The organism is Streptomyces sp. NPDC017520 (assembly GCF_044329855.1).
Lineage (GTDB): Bacteria > Actinomycetota > Actinomycetes > Streptomycetales > Streptomycetaceae > Streptomyces.
This window is the reverse complement of record NZ_JBIRKB010000002.1, coordinates 235,961-258,068: the sequence shown is the minus strand read 5'-3', so window position 1 is coordinate 258,068 and position 22,108 is coordinate 235,961. Positions and strand designations below refer to the sequence as shown.

At 72.8% G+C, this 22,108-nt stretch carries 15 protein-coding genes; 7 read left to right on the top strand and 8 right to left on the bottom strand.

The window, feature by feature from the left end:
* The first annotated feature begins 39 nt into the window (after window positions 1–39).
* The 4 genes from trpB (at window position 40) to lgt (ending at window position 4,166) form a co-directional block, all read left to right on the top strand.
* Window positions 40–1,326 carry a tryptophan synthase subunit beta gene (gene trpB, locus ACH4KB_RS05220; protein WP_398063736.1) on the top strand — a complete coding sequence of 429 codons (1,287 nt, stop codon included), beginning with the start codon at window positions 40–42 and terminating at the stop codon, window positions 1,324–1,326.
* A complete protein-coding gene (gene trpA, locus ACH4KB_RS05215) occupies window positions 1,323–2,135 on the top strand; it encodes a tryptophan synthase subunit alpha (protein ID WP_398063734.1) in 813 nt (270 codons plus the stop codon). Before trpB ends, trpA begins: the two co-directional genes overlap by 4 nt.
* 75 nt (window positions 2,136–2,210) lie before the next feature.
* The gene (locus tag ACH4KB_RS05210; protein WP_398063732.1) at window positions 2,211–3,068 is read left to right on the top strand and encodes a DsbA family protein; all 858 of its coding nucleotides are present in this window, start codon (window positions 2,211–2,213) and stop codon (window positions 3,066–3,068) included.
* 99 nt (window positions 3,069–3,167) lie between these two features.
* Window positions 3,168–4,166 (top strand): prolipoprotein diacylglyceryl transferase, encoded by a 999-nt coding sequence (gene lgt, locus ACH4KB_RS05205; RefSeq protein ID WP_398063730.1) that lies wholly within the window; start codon window positions 3,168–3,170, stop codon window positions 4,164–4,166.
* A gap of 63 nt (window positions 4,167–4,229) precedes the next feature.
* Here lgt and ACH4KB_RS05200 read toward each other — a convergent pair whose 3' ends face one another.
* The 7 genes from ACH4KB_RS05200 to ACH4KB_RS05170 are packed head-to-tail and all read right to left on the bottom strand — an operon-like array spanning window position 4,230 to window position 12,163.
* Window positions 4,230–5,096, bottom strand: a complete 867-nt coding sequence (locus ACH4KB_RS05200) for an HpcH/HpaI aldolase/citrate lyase family protein (protein WP_398063728.1) — start codon at window positions 5,094–5,096, stop codon at window positions 4,230–4,232.
* Window positions 5,093–6,292 carry a CaiB/BaiF CoA transferase family protein gene (locus tag ACH4KB_RS05195; protein WP_398063726.1) on the bottom strand — a complete coding sequence of 400 codons (1,200 nt, stop codon included), beginning with the start codon at window positions 6,290–6,292 and terminating at the stop codon, window positions 5,093–5,095. Before ACH4KB_RS05195 ends, ACH4KB_RS05200 begins: the two co-directional genes overlap by 4 nt.
* Window positions 6,289–7,173, bottom strand: a complete 885-nt coding sequence (rbsK, locus tag ACH4KB_RS05190; protein ID WP_398063724.1) for a ribokinase — start codon at window positions 7,171–7,173, stop codon at window positions 6,289–6,291. Before rbsK ends, ACH4KB_RS05195 begins: the two co-directional genes overlap by 4 nt.
* Window positions 7,170–8,537, bottom strand: coding sequence for an ADP-ribosylglycohydrolase family protein (locus tag ACH4KB_RS05185; RefSeq protein ID WP_398063722.1), 1,368 nt, complete (start codon window positions 8,535–8,537; stop codon window positions 7,170–7,172). The genes rbsK and ACH4KB_RS05185 overlap by 4 nt, the downstream gene beginning before the upstream one ends.
* The gene (locus ACH4KB_RS05180; RefSeq protein ID WP_398063720.1) at window positions 8,534–9,727 is read right to left on the bottom strand and encodes an ADP-ribosylglycohydrolase family protein; all 1,194 of its coding nucleotides are present in this window, start codon (window positions 9,725–9,727) and stop codon (window positions 8,534–8,536) included. Before ACH4KB_RS05180 ends, ACH4KB_RS05185 begins: the two co-directional genes overlap by 4 nt.
* Window positions 9,654–10,991, bottom strand: coding sequence for an ADP-ribosylglycohydrolase family protein (locus ACH4KB_RS05175; RefSeq protein WP_398063718.1), 1,338 nt, complete (start codon window positions 10,989–10,991; stop codon window positions 9,654–9,656). Before ACH4KB_RS05175 ends, ACH4KB_RS05180 begins: the two co-directional genes overlap by 74 nt.
* Window positions 10,988–12,163 (bottom strand): ADP-ribosylglycohydrolase family protein, encoded by a 1,176-nt coding sequence (locus ACH4KB_RS05170; protein ID WP_398063716.1) that lies wholly within the window; start codon window positions 12,161–12,163, stop codon window positions 10,988–10,990. Before ACH4KB_RS05170 ends, ACH4KB_RS05175 begins: the two co-directional genes overlap by 4 nt.
* Window positions 12,164–12,498: 335 nt before the next feature.
* On the opposite strand from ACH4KB_RS05170, the gene ACH4KB_RS05165 reads away from it, so the two are divergent.
* Window positions 12,499–13,230, top strand: coding sequence for a VIT1/CCC1 transporter family protein (locus ACH4KB_RS05165; protein ID WP_361867429.1), 732 nt, complete (start codon window positions 12,499–12,501; stop codon window positions 13,228–13,230).
* A 234-nt stretch (window positions 13,231–13,464) separates the two neighbouring features.
* On the opposite strand, the gene ACH4KB_RS05160 is transcribed toward ACH4KB_RS05165, so the two are convergent.
* The gene (locus ACH4KB_RS05160; RefSeq protein WP_398063714.1) at window positions 13,465–15,591 is read right to left on the bottom strand and encodes an FG-GAP repeat domain-containing protein; all 2,127 of its coding nucleotides are present in this window, start codon (window positions 15,589–15,591) and stop codon (window positions 13,465–13,467) included.
* Between the two features lie 485 nt (window positions 15,592–16,076).
* Between ACH4KB_RS05160 and gltB the strand changes: the two genes are divergently transcribed.
* Together gltB and ACH4KB_RS05150 are read left to right on the top strand one after the other, a co-directional pair.
* The gene (gene gltB / locus ACH4KB_RS05155) at window positions 16,077–20,636 is read left to right on the top strand and encodes a glutamate synthase large subunit (protein ID WP_398063712.1); all 4,560 of its coding nucleotides are present in this window, start codon (window positions 16,077–16,079) and stop codon (window positions 20,634–20,636) included.
* On the top strand, window positions 20,629–22,089 hold the full coding sequence (locus ACH4KB_RS05150) for a glutamate synthase subunit beta (RefSeq protein WP_329154237.1): 1,461 nt from the start codon (window positions 20,629–20,631) through the stop codon (window positions 22,087–22,089). The genes gltB and ACH4KB_RS05150 overlap by 8 nt, the downstream gene beginning before the upstream one ends.
* Window positions 22,090–22,108: the final 19 nt, after the last annotated feature.

Genomic DNA, 22,108 nt, shown 5'->3' with positions numbered 1-22,108 from the left:
CGGTGCATCCATCCGTTGCCATGCCAAGGAGCACGTCGCATGTCGTCCGACTTCTTCATTCCGGACCCCGAGGGTCTGATCCCCAGCGCCGAGGGCTATTTCGGCGCATACGGCGGCAAGTTCATCCCGGAGGCGCTCGTCGCCGCCGTGGACGAGGTCGCCGTCGAGTACGACAAGGCCAAGGCCGACCCCGCCTTCGCCGCCGAGCTGGGCGAGCTCATGGTCGACTACACGGGCAGGCCCAGCGCGCTGACCGAGGTCCGGCGCTTCGCCGAGCACGCCGGCGGCGCCCGGATCTTCCTCAAGCGCGAGGACCTGAACCACACCGGCTCGCACAAGATCAACAACGTGCTGGGCCAGGCCCTCCTCACCAGGCGCATGGGCAAGACCCGTGTCATCGCCGAGACCGGAGCGGGCCAGCACGGCGTCGCCACCGCGACCGCCTGCGCCCTCTTCGGCCTCGAATGCACCATCTACATGGGTGAGATCGACACCGAGCGCCAGGCGCTGAACGTGGCCCGGATGCGGATGCTCGGCGCCGAGGTCGTCGCCGTGAAGTCCGGCTCGCGGACGCTGAAGGACGCCATCAACGAGGCGTTCCGCGACTGGGTCGCCAATGTGGACCGCACGCACTACCTCTTCGGTACGGTCGCGGGCCCGCACCCCTTCCCGGCGATGGTCCGCGACTTCCACCGCGTCATCGGCGTCGAGGCCCGCCGCCAGATCCTGGAGCGCGCCGGCCGCCTCCCCGACGCGGCGGTCGCCTGCGTCGGCGGCGGCTCCAACGCCATCGGCCTCTTCCACGCCTTCCTCCGCGACGCCGACGTCCGCCTGGTGGGCTGCGAGCCCGCCGGGCACGGGGTGGAGACCGGCGAGCACGCGGCGACCCTCACCGCGGGGGAGCCCGGCATCCTGCACGGTTCGCGCTCCTACGTCCTCCAGGACGACGAGGGCCAGATCACCGAGCCGTACTCCATCTCGGCGGGACTGGACTACCCCGGCATCGGCCCGGAGCACGCCTACCTCAAGGACGTCGGGCGCGGCGAGTACCGCGCCGTCACCGACGACGCGGCCATGCAGGCCCTGCGCCTGCTGTCCCGGACCGAGGGGATCATCCCGGCCATCGAGAGCGCCCACGCCCTCGCCGGCGCCCTGGACCTCGGCAAGGAGCTCGGCAAGGACGGGCTGATCCTCATCAACCTGTCCGGCCGCGGCGACAAGGACATGGACACCGCCGCCCGCTACTTCGGGCTCTACGACACCGACGCCGCCGTCGAGGCGGACGCCGACAGCGACCGCGCCGAGATCGAGGGGGACGTCAAGTGAGCGGCAACATCGAGCTGTTGAACACCACCCTGGCCGCCACCAGGGCCGCGGACCGGGCGGCGCTCATCGCCTACCTCCCGGCGGGCTTCCCGACCGTCGACGGCTCCATCGAGGCGGTCAAGGCCGTCATCGCGGGCGGCGCGGACATCGTCGAGATCGGGCTCCCGCACAGCGACCCGGTCCTGGACGGTCCGGTCATCCAGACCGCCGACGACATCGCCCTGCGCGGCGGCGTCCGGATCGCCGACGTGATGCGTACGGTCCGCGAGGCGCACGAGGCCACCGGCGTCCCGATCCTGGTCATGACGTACTGGAACCCCATCGACCGCTACGGCGTCGAGCGCTTCACCGCCGAGCTGGCCGAGGCCGGCGGCGCCGGGTGCATCCTGCCCGACCTGCCGGTCCAGGAGTCCGCGCTCTGGCGCGAGCACGCCGGCAAGCACGGCCTCGCGACCGTGTTCGTCGTCGCCCCCAGCAGCCAGGACGCCCGCCTCGCCACCATCACGGCGGCCGGGAGCGGCTTCGTCTACGCCGCGTCCCTGATGGGCGTCACCGGCACCCGCGCCTCCGTCGGCGCCCAGGCCCAGGACCTGGTGGGACGCACCCGCGCCACCACCGATCTCCCGGTCTGCGTCGGCCTCGGCGTCTCCAACGCGGCGCAGGCCGCCGAGGTCGCCGGGTTCGCGGACGGGGTGATCGTCGGCTCGGCCTTCGTCAAGGCCATGCTGGACGCCCCCGACGAGGCCGCCGGTCTCGCCGCCGTCCGCTCCCTGGCGGGCGAACTGGCCGAGGGCGTTCGAAAGCGCTGAGCCCTTGAATCACCCGAATGGGTGGATTGTGGACCGGGGAGGCGCGGAGGTGCCTCCCCGGTTCGTTCCCCGGGTGTGAGCGACAAGATCCCTGAGGGAAACAGAAGTGCGCGTGAGCGCCTGGCCCAGCAGCGCGAGCGGGAGAAGGGGCGCGAGAAGCGCCGCCGGACCCTGATCGTCGCCTCGGCGGTGGTCGGGGTGCTCGCCCTGGCCGCCGTGGTCGGCCTGATCGCGGCCAACGCGGGCAAGGACGACGGCGGCGACACCGCCTCCGGCCCGGCGGTCGCCCCTTCGGGCGCGATCGGCGAGGACGCCCTGACCGTGCCGGTCGGGGCCGCGGACGCCCCGTCCACCCTCACGATCTGGGAGGACTTCCGCTGCCCCGTCTGCGCCCAGTTCGAGACCGCCTTCCGGGACACCATCAAGGAGCTGGCGGACGAGGGCCAGGTCAAGGTGGAGTACCACCTGGCCACGATCATCGACGGCAATCTCGGCGGCACCGGGTCACTGCGTGCCGCCAACGCCGCCGCGTGCGCCCAGGACGCCGGCAAGTTCGCGCCGTACCACGACGTGCTCTTCGCCAACCAGCCTCCGGAGCCGGACGACGCCTTCGGCAAGAACAGCCGGCTGATCGAGCTGGCCGGCGAGGTCAAGGGGCTCGACACACCAAGCTTCCGCAGCTGTGTGGAGGACGGCGAGCACGACAGCTGGGTGAAGAAGTCCGACACGGCGTTCCGCGAGGGTGGTTTCCAGGGCACGCCGACGGTGCTGCTCAACGGGGAGTCCGTCTTCCCGAGCAAGGGCGGGGAGCAGATCTCCCCGGAGAATCTGAAGAAGTGGGTCGCCGCGGCCAACAAGGGCAAGAAGCCGGGCACCGCCGCCCCGTCCGCCCCGGCCGACCCGTCCGACTCGTCGTCGGAGCCCGCTTCCTGAGCGCGCCCCGCACCCGCCCGTGAGGGCGGCCCCCGTTACCCAGAAGTTGCCGGGGAGCTTGCCGTACCCACCGCCCGGCAAGGTAGCGTCGACCTCGCCATGAATCTTGCCTTCATCCCCAGTCCGTCGACCGGCGTGATCGAGCTCGGCCCGATCCCGCTCCGCGGCTACGCGTTCTGCATCATCATCGGCGTCTTCGTCGCCGTCTGGTTCGGCAACAAGCGCTGGGTAGCCCGGGGCGGCAAAGCCGGCACCGTGGCCGACGTCGCCGTCTGGGCGGTGCCCTTCGGCCTCGTCGGCGGCCGGCTCTACCACGTGATCACCGACTACCAGCTGTACTTCAGCGACGGTGAGGACTGGGTCGACGCGTTCAAGATCTGGGAGGGCGGCCTCGGCATCTGGGGCGCCATCGCCTTCGGCGCGGTCGGGGCCTGGATCGCCTGCCGCCGCCGGGGCATTCCCCTGCCCGCCTGGGCCGACGCACTGGCCCCGGGCATCGCCATCGCCCAGGCCATCGGCCGCTGGGGCAACTGGTTCAACCAGGAGCTGTACGGCAAGCCCACCGATCTCCCCTGGGCGCTGGAGATCAGCGAGGGCCCGAACCGGCTCGCCGGGACGTACCACCCGACCTTCCTGTACGAGTCGCTGTGGTGCATCGGCGTCGCGCTCCTGGTCATCTGGGCCGACCGCCGCTTCCGGCTCGGCCACGGACGGGCGTTCGCGCTGTACGTCGCCGCCTACTGCGCGGGACGCGGCTGGATCGAGTACATGCGGGTCGACGAGGCCCACCACATCCTCGGCCTCCGCCTGAACGTGTGGACCGCGATCCTCGTCTTCGTCCTCGCCGTCGTCTACATCGTGATCTCCGCGAAGATCCGTCCGGGCCGCGAGGAGATCGTCGAACCCGACCGGGACGCCGCCCCCGCGAAGGACTCCGACCAGGACGGCCCCGCCGAGGACGGCCCCGCGAAGGCGGACGCCGACGAGCCGGACGCCGGGGCGGAGAAGGACACGCCCGGCAAGGACACGCCCGGCAAGGACGCCACCGCCGAGAACGCCGAAGCGGCCGGGGCAGCCGGGGCAGCCGAGAAGAGCTGACCGGACGCGCCCCCTCCGGCGCATCCCCGCACCACCTCCCGCTCGCCGGGCGGGCCCGCATCCTCAGGCCCGCTCGGCGAGCGCGATCGTTCTGCGGGCGGACGCCACCACCGCCGCGTCCACGAACCTCCCGTCCGGCAGCGCCAGTGCTCCCGCCTCCACCGCCGAGGCCGCGACGATCTCCTCGGCCGCCTCGATCTCCTCGGCCGTCGGCCGGAACGCCCGCTCGATCACCGGCAGCTGCCGCGGGTGGATCGCCGCCCGGCCCAGCATCCCGAGCGCCCGCCCCCGCCCGCACGACGTCCACAGCCCGTCCAGGTCCCGGACGTCCGGGAACACCGACTGGGCGGGTGGCGGAAGAGCCGCGGCCCGGGCCGCCACCACGATCCGGCTGCGCGGCCAGTCGAGCCCGGTGTCCTCCCGTACGCCCAGGTCCGCCCGCAGGTCCGCCTCGCCCAGGGCGATGCCGTGTACGGCGTGATGGGCCGAGGCGATCGAGTACGCGTGCTCGACCGCGAGCGCCGACTCCAGCAGCGGATACAGCGGTACGCCCGGCGCCACGGCCGCCACATGGGACACCGAGACCGCGTGGGTGATCTTCGGCAGCCGGAACGCGGCCAGGCCCGGCAGCTCCGCCAGCGCCCGGATGTCGTCCTCGCCGTGCACCCGGACATGGACCGGCACCGCGTCCGGGGCCGCCGTCACCTGGTCGCCGAGGAGTTCGGCGGTGGCGGAGCGCGCGTACTCCTTACGGTCCGGGGCGACGGCGTCCTCCAGATCGACGATCACCACGTCCGCCCCGCTGCTCAGCGCCTTGGCCACCACCTCCGGCCGGTCCCCGGGCACGTACAGCCAGGTCAGCGGCGGCCGTCCGACGGGTGGCGGCGGGCCCTCGGGCAGCGGCGGGGCGGGGATCGGGCGGCCGGTCACAGCGCCCCCTGGTCCCGCAGCGCCGCGATCCGGGTCTCCGAGAGGCCGAGGCCGGCCAGGATCTCCTCGGTGTCCGCGCCGTGCGGGCGGCCGGCCCACCGGATCCCGCCGGGGGTCTCCGAGAGCCGGAAGAGGACGTTCTGCATCCGCAGCGGTCCCAGCTCCGGGTCGTCGACCTCGGTGACGGTGTCCAGTGCCCGGTACTGCGGGTCCTCCATCACCTCCCGCACGTCGTGGATCGGCGCGACGGCCGCCTCCGCCTTCTCGAAGCGGTCGAGGACTTCCTCGCGACCGTGCCGGGAGATCCAGTGGCCGACCGCCGCGTCCAGCTCCTCGGTGTGCTCGGCCCGGGTGGTGCCCGCGCCGAACCACGGCTCGTCGATCAGGTCCGGGCGGCCGACGAGGCGCATCACCCGCTCGGCGACGGACTGGGCGGAGGTGGAGACCGCGACCCAGTGGCCGTCGGCGGTGCGGTAGGTGTTGCGCGGGGCGTTGTTGCGGGAGCGGTTGCCGGTGCGCGGCTGGACGTAGCCGAGCTGGTCGTACCAGAGCGGCTGCGGGCCCAGCACGGTGAGGATCGGCTCGATGATCGCCAGGTCCACCACCTGCCCCTTGCCGGTCTTCTCCCGTCCCGCGAGAGCGGCCATCACCGCGTACGCCGTGGCCAGCGCGGCGATGGAGTCCGCGAGGCCGAACGGCGGCAGCGTCGGCGGACCGTCCGGCTCCCCGGTGATCGCCGCGAAGCCGCTCATCGCCTCGGCGAGCGTGCCGAAGCCGGGGCGGTGGGCGTACGGCCCGAACTGACCGAAGCCGGTGACCCGGGCCAGCACCAGACGCGGGTTGACGGCGTGCAGCTCCGCGGGGCCCAGGCCCCAGCGCTCCAGGGTCCCGGGCCGGAAGTTCTCGATGATCACATCCGTCTCGGCGGCCAACTCCAGCAACAGGTCACGGCCGCCGGGCGCGGACAGGTCGAGGGTCAGGGTGCGCTTGTTGCGGCCGAGCAGCTTCCACCACAGGCCGATCCCGTCCTTGGCGGGCCCGTGCCCGCGTGAGGGGTCCGGTCTACGGGGGTGCTCGACCTTGATCACATCGGCGCCGAAGTCCCCGAGCATGGTGGCCGCGAGCGGTCCGGCGAAGAGGGTGGCCAGGTCGATGACGCTCAGCCCGGTCAGGGGGCCTGCTGCGGTGGAGCTCATGGGGCCTCGATCTCGCTGCGGTAGGGCATGGACGTGGACGCGCCGGGCTTCTGGACGCAGAGCGCGGCGGCCGATGAGGCGAACGCCACGGCCTCGGCCACCGGCCGCCCCTCGCCGAGCGCCACGGCCAGCGTCCCGACGAAGGTGTCCCCGGCGCCGGTCGTGTCGACGGCGGTCACCGGAGGGGCCTCGAAGAGCACCGGCTCGCCGCCCCGGGCCGCGTACAGGCAGCCCTTCGCGCCGAGTGTGACGATCACCTCGGGCACCCGGCGCAGCAGGATCTGCGCCGCGGCGTGCGGCTCGGCCTGCCCGGACAGCTCGGCGGCCTCGTGCTCATTGGGGACCAACAGGTCGATGTGGTCGAGGAGTTCATCCGGCAGGGGCTGCACAGGGGAGGGGGTGAGGATGGTCCGTACGCCCTGGGCCCGGGCCGCGCGGGCTCCCTCGACGGCGGCGGACAGGGGGAGTTCGAGCTGCATCAGCAGCAGATCGGCCGCGGCGATCGCCGCGATCTCCCCGGGCCCCAGCGCGGCGAGGACGCCGTTCGCGCCGGGGACCACCACGATCGCGTTGGCCCCGGTGTCGTCCACCACGATGTGCGCGGTGCCGCTGGGGCCCTCGGCGGTGTGCAGGAGGTCGGTGTCCACCCCCGCGTGTTCGAGGCCGTCGCGCAGCAGGGCGCCGTAGGCGTCGTCGCCGACCGCGCCGATCATCGTCACCTCCCCGCCCGCGCGGGCGGCGGCGACGGCCTGGTTGGCGCCCTTGCCGCCGGGGACCGTCCGGAACTCCCGGCCGGTGACGGTCTCACCGCGTCCGGGGGCGCGTGCCGTGTAGGCGACGAGGTCCATATTGGTGCTGCCGAGCACCGCGATGCGGGTCATGGGCGCAGAGCCTCCTGGTGGGTCAGTGCGGCGAGGGTGTCGAACCCGGTCCGGTCGAAGCCGGGTACGGAGGTGGCGAGCCGGTTCTTCAGCGGGGCCGTCCAGCGCTCGGGCAGGGCGTCCGGCCCGCCCGCCAGGAGCCCGGCCAGCGATCCGGCGGTCGCCCCGTTGGAGTCGGTGTCCCAGCCGCCGGAGACCGCGAGGCCGATCGACCGGGTGAAGTCGCCGTCGGCGTGGGTGAGGGCGGCGGCCAGCACCGCGGCGTTGGGCAGTACGTGCACCCAGTGGTGGGTGTCCGCGTAGACGGCGTGCAGCCGGTCCACGACGGTGTCGAACTCCCGTTCCGTACGGGCTGTTTCGATGCCGAGGCGGATCGCGCGGGCGTACCGCGAGTGCGGTGGCACCACCCGCAGCCCGGCGGCCAGACAGCCGTGCACATCGCTCTCGCCGCCGGCCGCGACGGCGAGGGCCGCCGCTGTGAACATCGCGCCGTACACCCCGTTGCCGGTGTGGGTGAGGACCGCGTCGCGGTGGGCCTGGGCGGCGGCTCCGGCCGGGTCGCCGGGGTGGGTCCAGCCGTGCACGTCGGCCCGGATCTGCGCGCCGATCCACTCCCGGAACGGGTTGCGGCGGCGGGCGGTCCCCGGGGGCTCGACGCCCGCGAGGAGGTTGCCGTACGCGATGCGCTCGGCGGTGAAGGTCCGCCCGGCCGGCAGTTCGTCCAGCCAGAGCCGTGCCAGGTCGGCGGTGGTGAAGGAGCGGCCGTGCCGCTGGAGCAACAACAGCGTGAGAAGCGGGTGGTTGAGGTCGTCGTCCTCCGGCATGCCGTCGATGTTCTCGGCCAGGGACGTGGGGGCCGAGCGGCGGTTCCAGGGGTGGGCGGCCAGCAGTTCGGCGGGTACGCCGTGTGCGGTGAACCAGCTGGTCAGGGGCCAGTTTCCGGTGGCGCGGGCCAGGGCGCGGATGCCGTCCAGCGGCAGCTTCTCGACCGGTTTGCCGAGCAGGCAGCCCGCCGCCCGGCCGAGCCACGCCGCGTGCAGCCGGTCCCGGCCGACGACGGGCGCGCCGTCCACCGGGCCAGGCCAGTGCGCGCAGGCGGCCACGATCTCGTCCAGACCGGTCGGCTCGTCGGCCGCCAACGGCGAATCGAGCAGGGCGAGTTCGTCGAGAAGCCGTTCGGCCAGTGCGCGCAGGCGCGGCGGTGCGGGCGGCTCGGACGCGCCCGCCCGGTCCGGGGCGGGGGTGCCCCCGGCCGCGTACCACCGCTCCTCGATCTCCCGGGCGTCCCGGCCGTCCAGCGCGGCCTGCCGCAGCTCGTGACCGACCAGGTCCTCCGGCTGCACCCAGGTGACGCGGACGTTCACCGCTCGCCGGCCAGCGCGCCGAACGCCTGCTCATGGGCCCGGCGGCGCTCCAGGTCCCGGGCGAAGACCTCCCGGGCCACCTGTGCCAGCACCCCCGCCGGGGCGTCCAGGTCCAGCCGGCTCGCCTCCGCGACCGTGGCGGCCCAGCCGGCGGGGACCTCGCCGCCCAGCGCGCCCACGAGCGCCCCGCTCATCGTCGCGATGGAGTCGCAGTCCCGCCCGTAGTTCACCGAACCGAGCACCGTACGCCGGTAGTCACCGCACCCGACCAGCAACATTCCCAGCGCGATGGGCAGTTCCTCGATGGAGTGCAGCCGGGAGGGACGGCGTGCGCCGAGCGAGGGGTTCCGGTAGTCGGGGCCGACCGTGTCGAAGGGCTCCACGGCCGCCCGCAGCGGGGCGAGCGCGGACTCGAAGTCCTCGTGGCGCACGGCCACTTCGGCGACCGCCTCGATCGCGGACCGGGTGCCGTCCCTGGCCGTGGAGAGGGCCGCGTCGACCACGGTGCCGGGGGTGGCGCCCGGACGGCAGGCGGCGGCGACGGCGGCGGCGAAGACGCCCGCGGCCTCCCGGCCGTAGGAGGACTGGTGGGGGGCCGCGACCTCCAGTGCCTCGGTGTACGCGGCCTCCGGGTGACCGGCGTTGACCAGCCCGACCGGGGCCATGTACATCGCCGCACCGCAGTTGACGATGTTGCCCGCACCGGCCTCGCGCGGGTCGACGTGCCCGTAGTGCAGCCGGGCCACGATCCACTTCTCCGCCAGGAAGATCCGCTGGAGGGGGAGGGCCTGTGCCTCCAGCTCCGGGATCCAGCGGGGCGACAGCAGGTCCGGGACGAGGTGGTCAGCGACGGCGTACGCGTCGAGGTGGTCGCGGACCCGGCCGTAGACCCGGACCAGGGCGTGGGTCATCAGGGTGTCGTCGGTGACGTGTCCGTCGCCCTTGTGGTACGGGGCGATGGGGCGCGCGGTACGCCAGTCCTCGCCGTACCAGGGGCCGACGATCCCGGTGACCCGGCCGCCGTGGCGCTCGGCGATCTGCTCGGGGGTCCAGCCCTCGACCGGGCCGCCGAGGGCGTCGCCGACGGCGGCTCCGACGAGGGCCCGGCGGACGCGTTCATCGAGTCCGGGCGTGGTGGGGGAGGGGTGCGGGGCCGAGAGGGCGGCTTCCATGGCCGTTGTGGTCGTCATGTCGGAATTGTCCACCCGAGGTAGCTGGTTCCGTGGCTGCCAGCAACCCGGCGAGTTCGATCAGGTCCGTGCCCGCGAGCCGGGGCAGCGCACAGCCCGCCAGCGTCCGGCACGCCTCGCGCCAGCCCGCCGGTACGGCGGTGATCGAGCCGATCGCCCCGGTCAGCGCCCCGGCCAGGGCGGGCGCGGAGTCCGCGACCCGGGACAGGCAGGCGGCGGCCGGGACCGCCTGGGCGATCTCGCCCCGGGCCGCCGTGGTGAGGGCCAGGGCGACCGGCACGGTCTCCGCCGCCGCGATCCCGTAGCTGTAGACGTGGTCCACGATCTGGTGTTCCACCACCGGGACCAGGGCGAACGCCCCGGCGGGCTCGTCCGCGAACTCCCGGGCCAGGCGGACGGCGTGCGCGGCGTTGCGGGCGATCTCGGTGCCCTCGGGGAGCTGGGCGAGGGCCGCGTTCACCACGGTGTCGACGTCCGCCCCGGCCAGTGCCACGGCGATCGCGGCGGCCACGGCCCGTGCCCCGTGCACCCCGTCGCCGTCCTGCGTGTAGCGGGCGTCGAACTCGGCGAGCGCCGCCGCCTCTTCCGGGTCGCCCGGGTGGACCACGGCGAGGACGGCGGCCCGTACGCAGGCGGCGTCGTCGAAGTAGTGCGGGTTGTCGTGCCCGGTGGCGGGGGGCCGCAGCCCGGCGGCCAGGTTGCCGAGCCCGGCCCGCACCGAGATCCGGGCCCGCAGCGGGAGCACCGCGGCCTCGACCTCGGGGGCCCGGGCGCTGGCGGCGGCGACGGTGGCGGCCAGCGCGTTCCAGGCCCGGTCGACCGCGTCCCGCATCCGGCGGCCGGGGGCCAGGCCCACCGCGTCCTCGGCCGCCGCCAGCACCGTACGGGCGGCGAACGCGGCCCACTCGGCGTCGTCGGAGGGGCCGAGCCGCAGCGGCTCGGGAGGCTGGTTCAGGGCGATGGGCACCGGGAGCGTGGTGGTGGCGTTCTGCTCGGCGAAGGTGTCCAGCTCCCGGGTGAGCCGCCGGGTCCACTCGGGCATCCGGGCCGCCCGGTGCCGGGCGGCGGGCCACCCGGCGGCGTCGCCCGCCGCGAGACCGAGCAGCAGCCCCTCGATCCGGGCGCGGCGGGAGGGGGCGTTGGCCCCGGGGGCGGCCGCCGGTCCCGCCGCGTCGCGTGCCGGCTCCGCCGGGCCTCCCGCGGGCCCTCCGCGTGGTGTGGTCACGGCCGGTCGGCCTCCGGTCGCCCCGCCCGGTGTCGTCATCGCCGGTTCTCCCGTACGGGTGCGGAGGGTGCCGCCGTGGATGCCATGTTCCGTACGGGTGCGGAGGGTGCCGCTGTGGATGCCATGTCCCGTACGGGTACGGAGGGAGCCGCCACCGACGCCAGGCCCGGCACGGGCCACGGCTCGCCGCCGCCCTGTTCCTGCGGGTGCCCCGCCGCGCCGGTCCCGTCCGGGTCCTCGGGGGTCAGCAGTTCCGCGATGTCCAGCACGTGGTAGCCGCGCATCGAGGGCAGGCAGCTGCCCCGGACCGGGCCGATCGCGCCCGCCCAGTCCGGCGGGATGGCGCTCTCCCCGTTCAGCGCCCCGGCCAGGGCCCCCGCCACCGCCGCCGTCGTGTCCGCGTCGCGGCCCATGTTGACGGCCGTGAGCACCGCCGTCCGGAAGTCCCCGCGCGCCGCCGTGAACGCCCCGAACGCCAGGCCCACCGCCTCCGGCGCGAGGTCCGTCCACGGGTAGCCGGCGATCACCACCGCCGAGCGCACCGCCCGCTCCATCGTGAGCCGGTCGGGGTAGGGCCGCTGCGCCGCCGCCACCGCCCGGCGCAGCGACCGGGCCGTCCAGGAATCCATCGGGACCACCGAGAGCGCGGCCGCGATCACCGAGGCGAGGCCCGAGCCGACCATGGCCGCCGCCACCCCGGCCGCGACCGCCTGGCCCCCGTAGATCCCCTCGCCCTCGTGGCTGACCCGGCCGTCCACCGCGACCAGCCGGGCCGCCTCGGCGGGGCGGCCCGCCGCGAAGACCCCGAAGGGGGCCGCCCGCATCGCGAGCCCGTCGCTCCAGGCGTGCCGGTGCTGGGCCGAGATCGGCGCGGCGAGGCCCCGGCGCAGGTTCTCCAGCGTGCCGCGCTCGCTGAAGCCGGCCCCACGGAACGGGCCCTCGTCCAGATCGGCGATCCAGTGGTGCCAGGCCCGCTCCACATGGGAGACGTCAAGCGCCGAACCGTGCCGGGCCAGCAGCAGCCCGGAGAAGATCGCGTACTCCGTGTCGTCGGTACCCGCCGGGTCATCGCTCACGAAGCCCTCGATCCGCCCCCAGCGGCGGCGGATCTCGGAGGGCCGCAGGTTCTCCGCCGGGGCGCCGAGCGCGTCCCCGACCGCCAGTCCCAGCAGCGCACCCCTGGCCCGGTCATTGCCGACGGCCGTGTTCATCGCGTCGCCCTTCGCTCGTCCGGCGGTGCGCATCCGCACCCGAGTCCGCACCCGAGTCCGCACCCGAGTCCGGATCCGATTCCGTTTCCGGGCCCTGTCCGCATCTGTGCCACGCGGAGGGCGAAGAGAGGCGGGAAACACGAGGAAAGGGGCCAGGCGGATGACGGGCCGGATAGCTAAGGCTGGCCTTTCTTCGCAGGTCAGAGGGGTGGTTAGCCAGGCCTGGCTTGCTGGCGGAGGTCGCCCGGACGGCGTAGTTTGGACTTTGTCGAAAGTTGTATTCAGCGGGGAACGGCGGGGTGACGGCCCGCCGGAGCGAAGGGGAGAAGCACGCCGTGGCCATCATCGAGACCGAAGCCGTCCTGCACGAGGCGCACCGGGACAACCACACCCACCGGGATGTGAACGGCGGCTGGCTGCGCCCCGCCGTCTTCGGCGCGATGGACGGTCTGGTCTCCAACCTCGCCCTGATGACCGGGGTCGCGGGCGGCGCGGTCTCCCAGCAGACCATCGTGATCACCGGTCTGGCGGGGCTCGCGGCCGGGGCCTTCTCCATGGCGGCGGGTGAGTACACCTCCGTCGCCTCGCAGCGTGAGCTGGTCGAGGCCGAGCTCGACGTCGAACGCCGGGAGCTCCGCAAGCACCCCAAGGACGAGATGGCCGAGCTGGCCGCCCTCTACGAGTCGCGCGGCGTGGACGCCCCCTTGGCCGCCGAGGTCGCCCGGCAGCTGTCGCGCGACCCGGAGCAGGCGCTGGAGATCCACGCCCGCGAGGAGCTCGGCATCGACCCCGGCGATCTGCCCTCGCCGCTCGTGGCCGCCGTCTCGTCGTTCGGCGCGTTCGCACTCGGCGCCCTGCTGCCCGTCCTGCCCTACCTCCTCGGCGCGAGCGCCCTGTGGCCCGCGGTGCTCCTCGCGCTGATCGGCCTGTTCGCCTGCGGTGCCGTGGTGGCCCGGGTGACCGCCCGCAGCTGGTGGTTCAGCGGGCTGCGCCAGCTCGCCCTGGGTGGTGCGGCGGCGGCGATGACGTACGGACTCGGCACCCTGTTCGGCGTCGCCGTCGGCTGACGGAACACCTCCCCCGGCGGTACGGCCGGGCGGTACGGCCAGGCGGTGCGGAACGCGGGAGCCCTGCGCGTATCGGGACTATCGGGCTTCCGCGGCGTACAGGTCGCTCCGGCGTACGGGTCGCTCCGGCGTACGCGTCTCACCGGTCCCGGGCTTCTCCGGTGACGGTTTCTCCCGTGCACGACGAAGGCACGGCCCGCCTCGGGCCGTGCCTTCGCCGCTCGCGCGCAAGCGTTACCGGATGCCGGCGAAGCTCTTCCAGCCGGTCCCGATCTTGACTCCCGCGCCGATGCCCCCCGTGCCGTTGCCGGCGTACCGGTAGAGGTCCCCGCCCGTTGTACGGCCCAGGATGTCGTCCGTGCCGTCGCCGGTGAGGTCGCCGATGCCGACGATGTCGACCATCCCACCCCAGCCGGTGCCGATTCTCACGCCGTTGACGATGGTGCCCCTGCCGGTGCCGTCGTATCGCAACAGGTCGCCCGCGGCGGTGCGGGCGACGAGATCGGCGTGCCCGTCGCCGTTGAGGTCACCCGCGCCGACGATGGTGAGGTTCTTCCAGCCGTTGCCGATCCTTCCGGTTCGGGTGAGGCCGCCCGCGGCGGTGCCCGCGTACAGGTACAGGTCGCCGGTCGCGGTCTCCCGGGCCACCAGGTCGGGCCGGCCGTCCGCCGTGAAGTCGCCGGAGCCGGTCAGGCCGTCGAAGGGCTTCCAGCCGCTGCCGATCCTCTTCGCCGGCCCCTGGGGCGTGACGACGCTGCCCCGCTGCGGGCTGTGGCGGTACAGGTCGCCCGCGCTGTTGGTCACCAGGGTGTCGTTCGCCCCGTCACCGTCGAGATCCCCGAAGGGGATCAGCGTAGAGGCCGTGGGCCAGGTACCGCCGTCGGCGGTGCCCGGCAGCTTCCCCGCGGCGTCGCCCCGGTACACGCGCAGCGAACCGTTCGTCCCCCGCGCGTAGAGGTCGGGGAAGCCGTCGTCGCCGACGTGGTCCCGGTGCGTCGGCTTCGCCGCTCCGGTGGCCGTCGCCCAGACCTGTTCGATCGGGTAGTAGTCACTTGTCGTGCCGAGCCGCTTGTTCCATACGGCGACCGCACTGCCGTCAGGGCCGGCGGCGAGGGAGCCCACCGTGTGGAGGTCGGCCCGACCCACGTACAGAGGCTTGGGCCAGGCGCCGTCCGAGCGGACCAGCGCCCAGAGGTCGCCTTCGTATGTCGTCCACATGACCGCGAGCGAGCCGTCCCGGCCGACGTCGGGGACCCAGAACCTGGACGCTTCGCTGTTCTCGACCAGGGTGCGGATCGGCGACCACGTGCCGTCGGCCGCGCGGGTCGCCGTCCGGAGCTGGGCGCCTTCGAATTCCCAGAGAGCCGTCACCCGGCCGTCCGGTTCGAGCTGCGGCGCGAGCGTGGAGTTCCTGGCCTCGTCGACGGGAAGGTATTCGGTCCGGCCCCACGTCGTGCTGCCGGTCGGGCGGTAGACGAAGGAGCGGCCGGAAGTGATCCCCGACCAGCTGACCAGGGCAGCGCCGTCGGGTGCGGCCTGCACGTCGAGTTCGCCCGGGTTCGAACTGCCGTTCCTGATGACCTCGGGGGCACTCCAGTCGGCCGCCCCCGCCGCCCGGGTCGAGACCCGCAGCGCTTCCGGTCCGGAGATGTCGGCCTGCCAGGCGACGGTCACCGCGCCGTCGCCCGCCGCTGCCGCCCGCAGCTCGTAGGCCGACCCGCTGCCGATCTGCACCGCCTGTGACCAGGCGGCTCCCCGCTCCACCAGATCGGAGGTGAAGACCCCCACGTCGCTCTCGTCCTCACCCGGGGTCGGGTTCCCGTTCCAGACAGCGGTGAGGCGGCCGCCGGGACCGCTCACCAGCATGAGGTCGTGCCCGAAGAGCGCGGACGTGATCGGCGCGGGCGCCGTCCAGGACGCGGCGCCGGGCAGCAGTGTCGAGGTGCTGTGCGAGTCGAAGCGCTCCGATGTGAAGCGGTCCCAGGAGACGGTGGCGGAGCCGTCCCGGCCCGTGACCAGGTACACGTCGGACACACGTTGCTGATCGGCGGCGATCCGGACCGGAGCGCTCCACGCGGTGGCACCGGCCGGGCGGGTGGCGCCCCACAACTCCTGAGGGCCGTCGTTGGTACCGCTGATCCACACCGTGACGGCGGTGCCGTCGGACGTGACCTTCACACCCGTGCCGGTGTTGGCGCCGCGCTCGTCCGTCAGCGCGGTTGGCGTCCCCCACGCCCGCTCGGCGGCGGAAGCGGCCGGAGTTCCCACGACGAGGGCTGTGGTGAGGCCCGCGCCGACGACGCCGAGCGTCAGGGTGAGCGTAGGTACGAGTGCGATGCCGATGATCTTGATGCGGCGCATGTGGTCCCCCCTGCTGTCCATTGACAAACGCCCTGAACCTAGCAAGAGGGAACGGCCCTCACCAGCGCCTTTTCCGCCTCCCGGCGTCTGTGCCGACGTCTTGGTGTGACGTACGTCGTGACGCACCCCTCTGGGCGGAGGACGCGGGGCGGTCGTAAAATGGGGTCCTATGCAGCGCTACACATAAGTAGCCATTACTCGGCGGTTTCAGATCTGTGTCCGCCGGGAAAGAGCCGTAGACACCGCAGGCAACGACGCCTGCTCTCTGCGGGTCCGGGCGCCGATCGTTCCGACCGCGACCCACCCCCTGGTCCACCCGGTCACCACTGGTCACCCAGTCACTTCCGGTCACCACGGTGTCCGCATGCTGGAACGCGCCTTCCGCTTCTTGAGAAGCGCCCCATCATGTAACCTGCACGAAATTTCGCAGAGGGCCAACGTCGTCCCTCGGCACCGCAAATGCCACGACGACGACGGGAGAGCCGATGCGTATCGACGCCTGGTCGCCCATGGACGGTCGCCCCGCCCAGCAGGGGATGTACGACCCCCGTAACGAACACGACGCCTGTGGTGTCGGGTTCGTGGCCACTCTGACCGGTGTGGCCAGCCATGAGCTGGTCGAGCAGGCGCTGACCGTACTGCGCAACCTCGAACACCGCGGCGCCACCGGCTCCGAGCCCGACTCCGGCGACGGCGCCGGCATCCTCTGCCAGGTCCCGGACGCCTTCCTCCGCGCCGAGACCTCCTTCGAACTCCCCGAGGCCGGCTCGTACGCCGTGGGCATCGCCTTCCTCCCCGCGGACGACTCCACCGAGGCCGTCCGCACGATCGAGCACATCGCCGAGCAGGAGGGCCTGACGGTCCTCGGCTGGCGCGACGTCCCGGTCACCCCCGCACTTCTCGGCAACGGCGCCCGCGCCACCATGCCCACCTTCCGCCAGGTCTTCGTCGCCGACGGCGAGTCCACCGGCATCGTCCTGGACCGCAAGGCCTTCGTCCTGCGCAAGCGTGCCGAGCGTGAGGCCGGGGTGTACTTCCCCTCGCTCTCCGCCCGCACCATCGTCTACAAGGGCATGCTCACCACCGGGCAGCTGGAGCCGTTCTTCCCGGACCTCTCCGACCGCCGCTTCGCCTCCACGGTCGCGCTGGTCCATTCCCGCTTCTCCACCAACACCTTCCCCAGCTGGCCGCTGGCCCACCCGTACCGCTTCGTCGCGCACAACGGCGAGATCAACACGGTCAAGGGCAACCGCAACTGGATGAAGGCCCGCGAGTCCCAGCTCGCCTCCGAACTCTTCGGCCAGGCGCAGCTGGACCGGATCTTCCCCGTCTGCACCCCGGACGCCTCCGACTCGGCCTCCTTCGACGAGGTCCTGGAACTGCTCCACCTCGGCGGGCGCTCGCTGCCGCACTCGGTGCTGATGATGGTCCCCGAGGCGTGGGAGAACCACGACTCGATGGATCCGGCCCGGCGCGCGTTCTACCAGTACCACGCCACGATGATGGAGCCCTGGGACGGCCCGGCCTGCGTCACCTTCACCGACGGCGTCCAGGTCGGCGCGGTCCTCGACCGCAACGGTCTGCGCCCCGGCCGCTACTGGGTCACCGACGACGGCCTCGTCGTGCTCTCCTCCGAGGTCGGCGTCCTGGACATCGACCCCGCGAAGGTCGTCCGCAAGGGCCGCCTCCAGCCCGGCAAGATGTTCCTCGTCGACACCGCCGAGCACCGCATCATCGAGGACGACGAGATCAAGGCCTCCCTCGCCGCCGAGCAGCCCTACCAGGAGTGGCTGGAGACCGGCGAGATCGAGCTGAGCGACCTGCCCGAGCGTGAGCACATCGTGCACACCCACGCCTCGGTCACCCGCCGCCAGCAGACCTTCGGCTACACCGAGGAAGAGCTCCGCGTCATCCTCGCGCCGATGGCCCGCACCGCCGGCGAACCGCTCGGCTCCATGGGCACCGACTCGCCGATCGCCGCGCTCTCCGAACGCCCCCGGCTGCTCTTCGACTACTTCACCCAGCTCTTCGCCCAGGTCACCAACCCGCCGCTGGACGCCATCCGCGAGGAGCTCGTCACCTCGCTGCGCTCCTCGCTGGGCCCCCAGGGCAACATCCTGGAACCGACCGCAGCCGCGTGCCGCAGCGTCACGCTGCCCTTCCCGGTGATCGACAACGACGAGCTCGCCAAGCTGATACACATCAACGCCGACGGCGACATGCCGGGCATGACGGCCGCCACCCTCTCCGGCCTCTACCGGGTCGGCGGCGGAGGCGACGCGCTGGCCGCGCGGATCGAACAGATCTGCACCGAGGTCGACGCCGCCATAGAGGACGGCGCCCGCCTGATCGTCCTCTCCGACCGGCACTCCGACGCCGAGCACGCGCCGATCCCCTCGCTGCTGCTCACCTCCGCCGTCCACCACCACCTCATCCGCACCAAGCAGCGCACCCAGGTGGGCCTGCTGGTCGAGGCCGGGGACGTCCGCGAGGTCCACCACGTCGCGCTGCTCATCGGCTACGGCGCCGCCGCGGTCAACCCGTACCTCGCCATGGAGTCCGTCGAGGACCTCGTCCGCGCCGGCACCTTCATCGAGAACATCGAGGCCGAGCAGGCCATCCGGAACCTGATCTACGCGCTCGGCAAGGGCGTCCTGAAGGTCATGTCCAAGATGGGCATCTCCACCGTCGCCTCCTACCGCGGCGCCCAGGTCTTCGAGGCCGTCGGCCTCGACGAGGCCTTCGTCGCGACGTACTTCAACGGCACCGCCACCAAGATCGGCGGCGCCGGCCTGGACGTCGTCGCCAAGGAGGTCGCCGCCCGGCACACCAAGGCGTACCCCGCCTCCGGCATCGCGGCCTCGCACCGCGCGCTGGAGATCGGCGGCGAGTACCAGTGGCGGCGCGAGGGTGAACCGCACCTGTTCGACCCGGAGACGGTCTTCCGCCTCCAGCACGCCACCCGCAACCGGCGCTACGACATCTTCAAGCAGTACACCGAGCGGGTGAACGAGCAGTCCGAGCGCCTCATGACGCTCCGCGGCCTCTTCGGCTTCGACTCCGGCCGCGAGCCGATCTCCCTCGACGAGGTCGAGCCCGCCTCCGAGATCGTCAAGCGCTTCTCCACCGGCGCCATGTCCTACGGCTCCATCTCCCGCGAGGCGCACGAGACGCTCGCCATCGCGATGAACCAGCTCGGCGGCAAGTCCAACACCGGCGAGGGCGGCGAGGACCCGGACCGCCTGTACGACCCGGCGCGCCGCTCCTCCATCAAGCAGGTCGCCTCCGGCCGCTTCGGTGTGACCAGCGAATACCTGGTCAACGCCGACGACATCCAGATCAAGATGGCCCAGGGCGCCAAGCCCGGCGAGGGCGGCCAGCTGCCCGGCCACAAGGTCTACCCGTGGGTCGCCAGGACGCGGCACTCGACGCCCGGCGTCGGCCTCATCTCGCCGCCGCCGCACCACGACATCTACTCCATCGAAGACCTCGCCCAGCTGATCCACGACCTGAAGAACGCGAACCCGCAGGCGCGGATCCACGTGAAGCTGGTCTCCGAGGTCGGCGTCGGCACGGTCGCCGCCGGTGTCTCCAAGGCCCACGCGGACGTCGTCCTCATCTCCGGCCACGACGGCGGAACGGGCGCCTCCCCGCTCACCTCGCTCAAGCACGCGGGCGGCCCCTGGGAGCTCGGCCTCGCCGAGACCCAGCAGACCCTGCTGCTCAACGGCCTGCGCGACCGCATCGTCGTACAGACCGACGGCCAGCTCAAGACCGGCCGCGACGTCGTCATCGCCGCGCTCCTCGGCGCCGAGGAGTTCGGTTTCGCGACCGCGCCGCTCGTCGTCTCCGGCTGCGTCATGATGCGCGTCTGCCACCTGGACACCTGCCCGGTCGGCATCGCCACCCAGAACCCGGTGCTCCGCGACCGGTTCTCCGGCAAGGCCGAGTACATCGTCAACTTCTTCGAGTTCATCGCCGAAGAGGTCCGCGAGATCCTCGCCGAGCTGGGCTTCCGCACCATCGAGGAGGCCGTCGGCCACGCCGAGCTCCTCGACACCGACCGGGCGATCACCCACTGGAAGGCACAGGGCCTGGACCTGGCCCCGCTCTTCTTCGTCCCCGAGCTGCCCGAGGGCGCCGTCCGCCACCGCATCGTCGAGCAGGACCACGGTCTGACGAAGGCGCTCGACAACCAGCTGATCAAGCTGGCCGCCGACGCGCTCGGGGCCGAGACCCCGGAAGCCGCCCAGCCGGTCCGCGCCCAGGTCGCGATCCGCAACATCAACCGGACCGTCGGCACCATGCTCGGCCACGAGGTGACCAAGAAGTTCGGTGGTTCCGGCCTGCCCGAGAACACCATCGACCTCACCTTCACCGGCTCGGCCGGCCAGTCCTTCGGTGCCTTCGTGCCGCGCGGGATCACCCTGCGCCTGGAGGGCGACGCCAACGACTACGTCGGCAAGGGCCTCTCCGGCGGCCGGGTGATCGTCCGCCCCGACCGGGGCGCCGACCACCTCGCCGAGTACTCCACCATCGCCGGCAACACCATCGGCTACGGCGCGACCGGAGGCGAGGTCTTCCTGCGCGGCCGCACCGGCGAACGCTTCTGCGTCCGCAACTCCGGTGCGCTCGTCGTCTCCGAAGGCGTCGGCGACCACGGCTGCGAGTACATGACCGGCGGCCAGGCCGTCGTCCTCGGCGAGACCGGCCGCAACTTCGCCGCCGGCATGTCGGGCGGCGTCGCGTACGTCATCGACCTGAACCGCGACAACGTCAACGTCGGCAACCTCGGCGCGGTCGAGGAACTCGACGACACCGACCGGCGGTGGCTGCACGACGTCGTGCGCCGCCACCACGAGGAGACCGGCTCCACCGTCGCCGAGAAGCTCCTCGCCGAGTGGGACACCGCCGTGACCCGCTTCAGCAAGATCATCCCGTCCACGTACAAGGCAGTGCTCGCCGCCAAGGACGCCGCTGAGCTCGCCGGTCTCTCCGAGCAGGAGACCACCGAGAAGATGATGGAGGCGGCGACCCATGGCTGACCCCAAGGGCTTCCTGACCACCGGACGCGAGGTCGCCCAGACCCGCCCCGTGGCCGAGCGCGTCAAGGACTGGAACGAGGTCTACGTTCCGGGCTCCCTGCTCCCGATCATCAGCAAGCAGGCCGGCCGCTGCATGGACTGCGGCATCCCGTTCTGCCACAACGGCTGCCCGCTCGGAAACCTCATTCCCGAGTGGAACGACTACGCCTACCGCGAGGACTGGACCGCCGCCTCCGAGCGGCTGCACGCCACGAACAACTTCCCGGAGTTCACCGGGCGGCTGTGCCCGGCCCCCTGCGAGTCGGCGTGCGTGCTCGGCATCAACCAGCCCGCCGTCACCATCAAGAACGTCGAAGTCTCCATCATCGACAAGGCGTGGGACAGCGGCGACGTCACCCCGCAGCCGCCCGAGCGGCTCTCCGGCAAGACCGTCGCCGTCATCGGCTCGGGCCCGGCGGGACTCGCCGCCGCCCAGCAGCTGACCCGGGCCGGCCACACCGTCGCCGTCTACGAGCGCGCGGACCGCATCGGGGGCCTCCTGCGCTACGGCATCCCCGAGTTCAAGATGGAGAAGTCGCACATCAACCGACGCATCGAGCAGATGCGCCTGGAAGGCACCAAGTTCCGCACGGAGGTGGAGATCGGCAAGGACATCGACGCCGCGAAGCTCCGCCGCCGCTACGACGCGGTCGTCATCGCGGCCGGCGCCACCGTCTCCCGCGACCTGCCCGTCCCCGGCCGTGAGCTGGGCGGCATCCACTTCGCGATGGAGTACCTGCCGCTCGCCAACAAGGTGCAGGAGGGCGACCTGACGGTCGCCCCGATCCACGCCGGCGGCAAGCACGTCGTCGTCATCGGCGGCGGCGACACCGGCGCCGACTGCGTGGGCACCGCCCACCGCCAGGGCGCGGCCTCCGTCACCCAGCTGGAGATCATGCCGAAGCCGGGCGAGGACCGGAACGCCAACCAGCCGTGGCCGACCTTCCCGATGCTCTACAAGGTCACCTCCGCGCACGAGGAGGGCGGCGAGCGGGTCTACTCCGTCTCCACCACCCACTTCGAGGGCGACGAGGACGGAAACGTCGCGGCCCTCCACCTGGTGGAGGTCGAGTTCAAGGACGGTAAGCTTGAGCAGAAGCCCGGCACGGAGCGGCGCATCCCCGCGCAGCTCGTCACCCTCGCCATGGGCTTCACCGGAACCGACCAGTCCAACGGTCTGGTCCAGCAGTTCGGCCTGGAGCTCGACCAGCGCGGCAACGTCGCCCGCGACGAGCACTACGCGACCAACGTCGACGGCGTCTTCGTCGCCGGTGACGCGGGTCGCGGCCAGTCGCTGATCGTCTGGGCGATCGCCGAGGGCCGCTCCGCCGCCCGCGGAGTGGACCGCTTCCTGACCGGGACCAGCGCCCTGCACGCGCCGATCCGCCCGACGGACCGGTCCCTGCTGGTCTGAGCACCACCCGGGTTCCCCC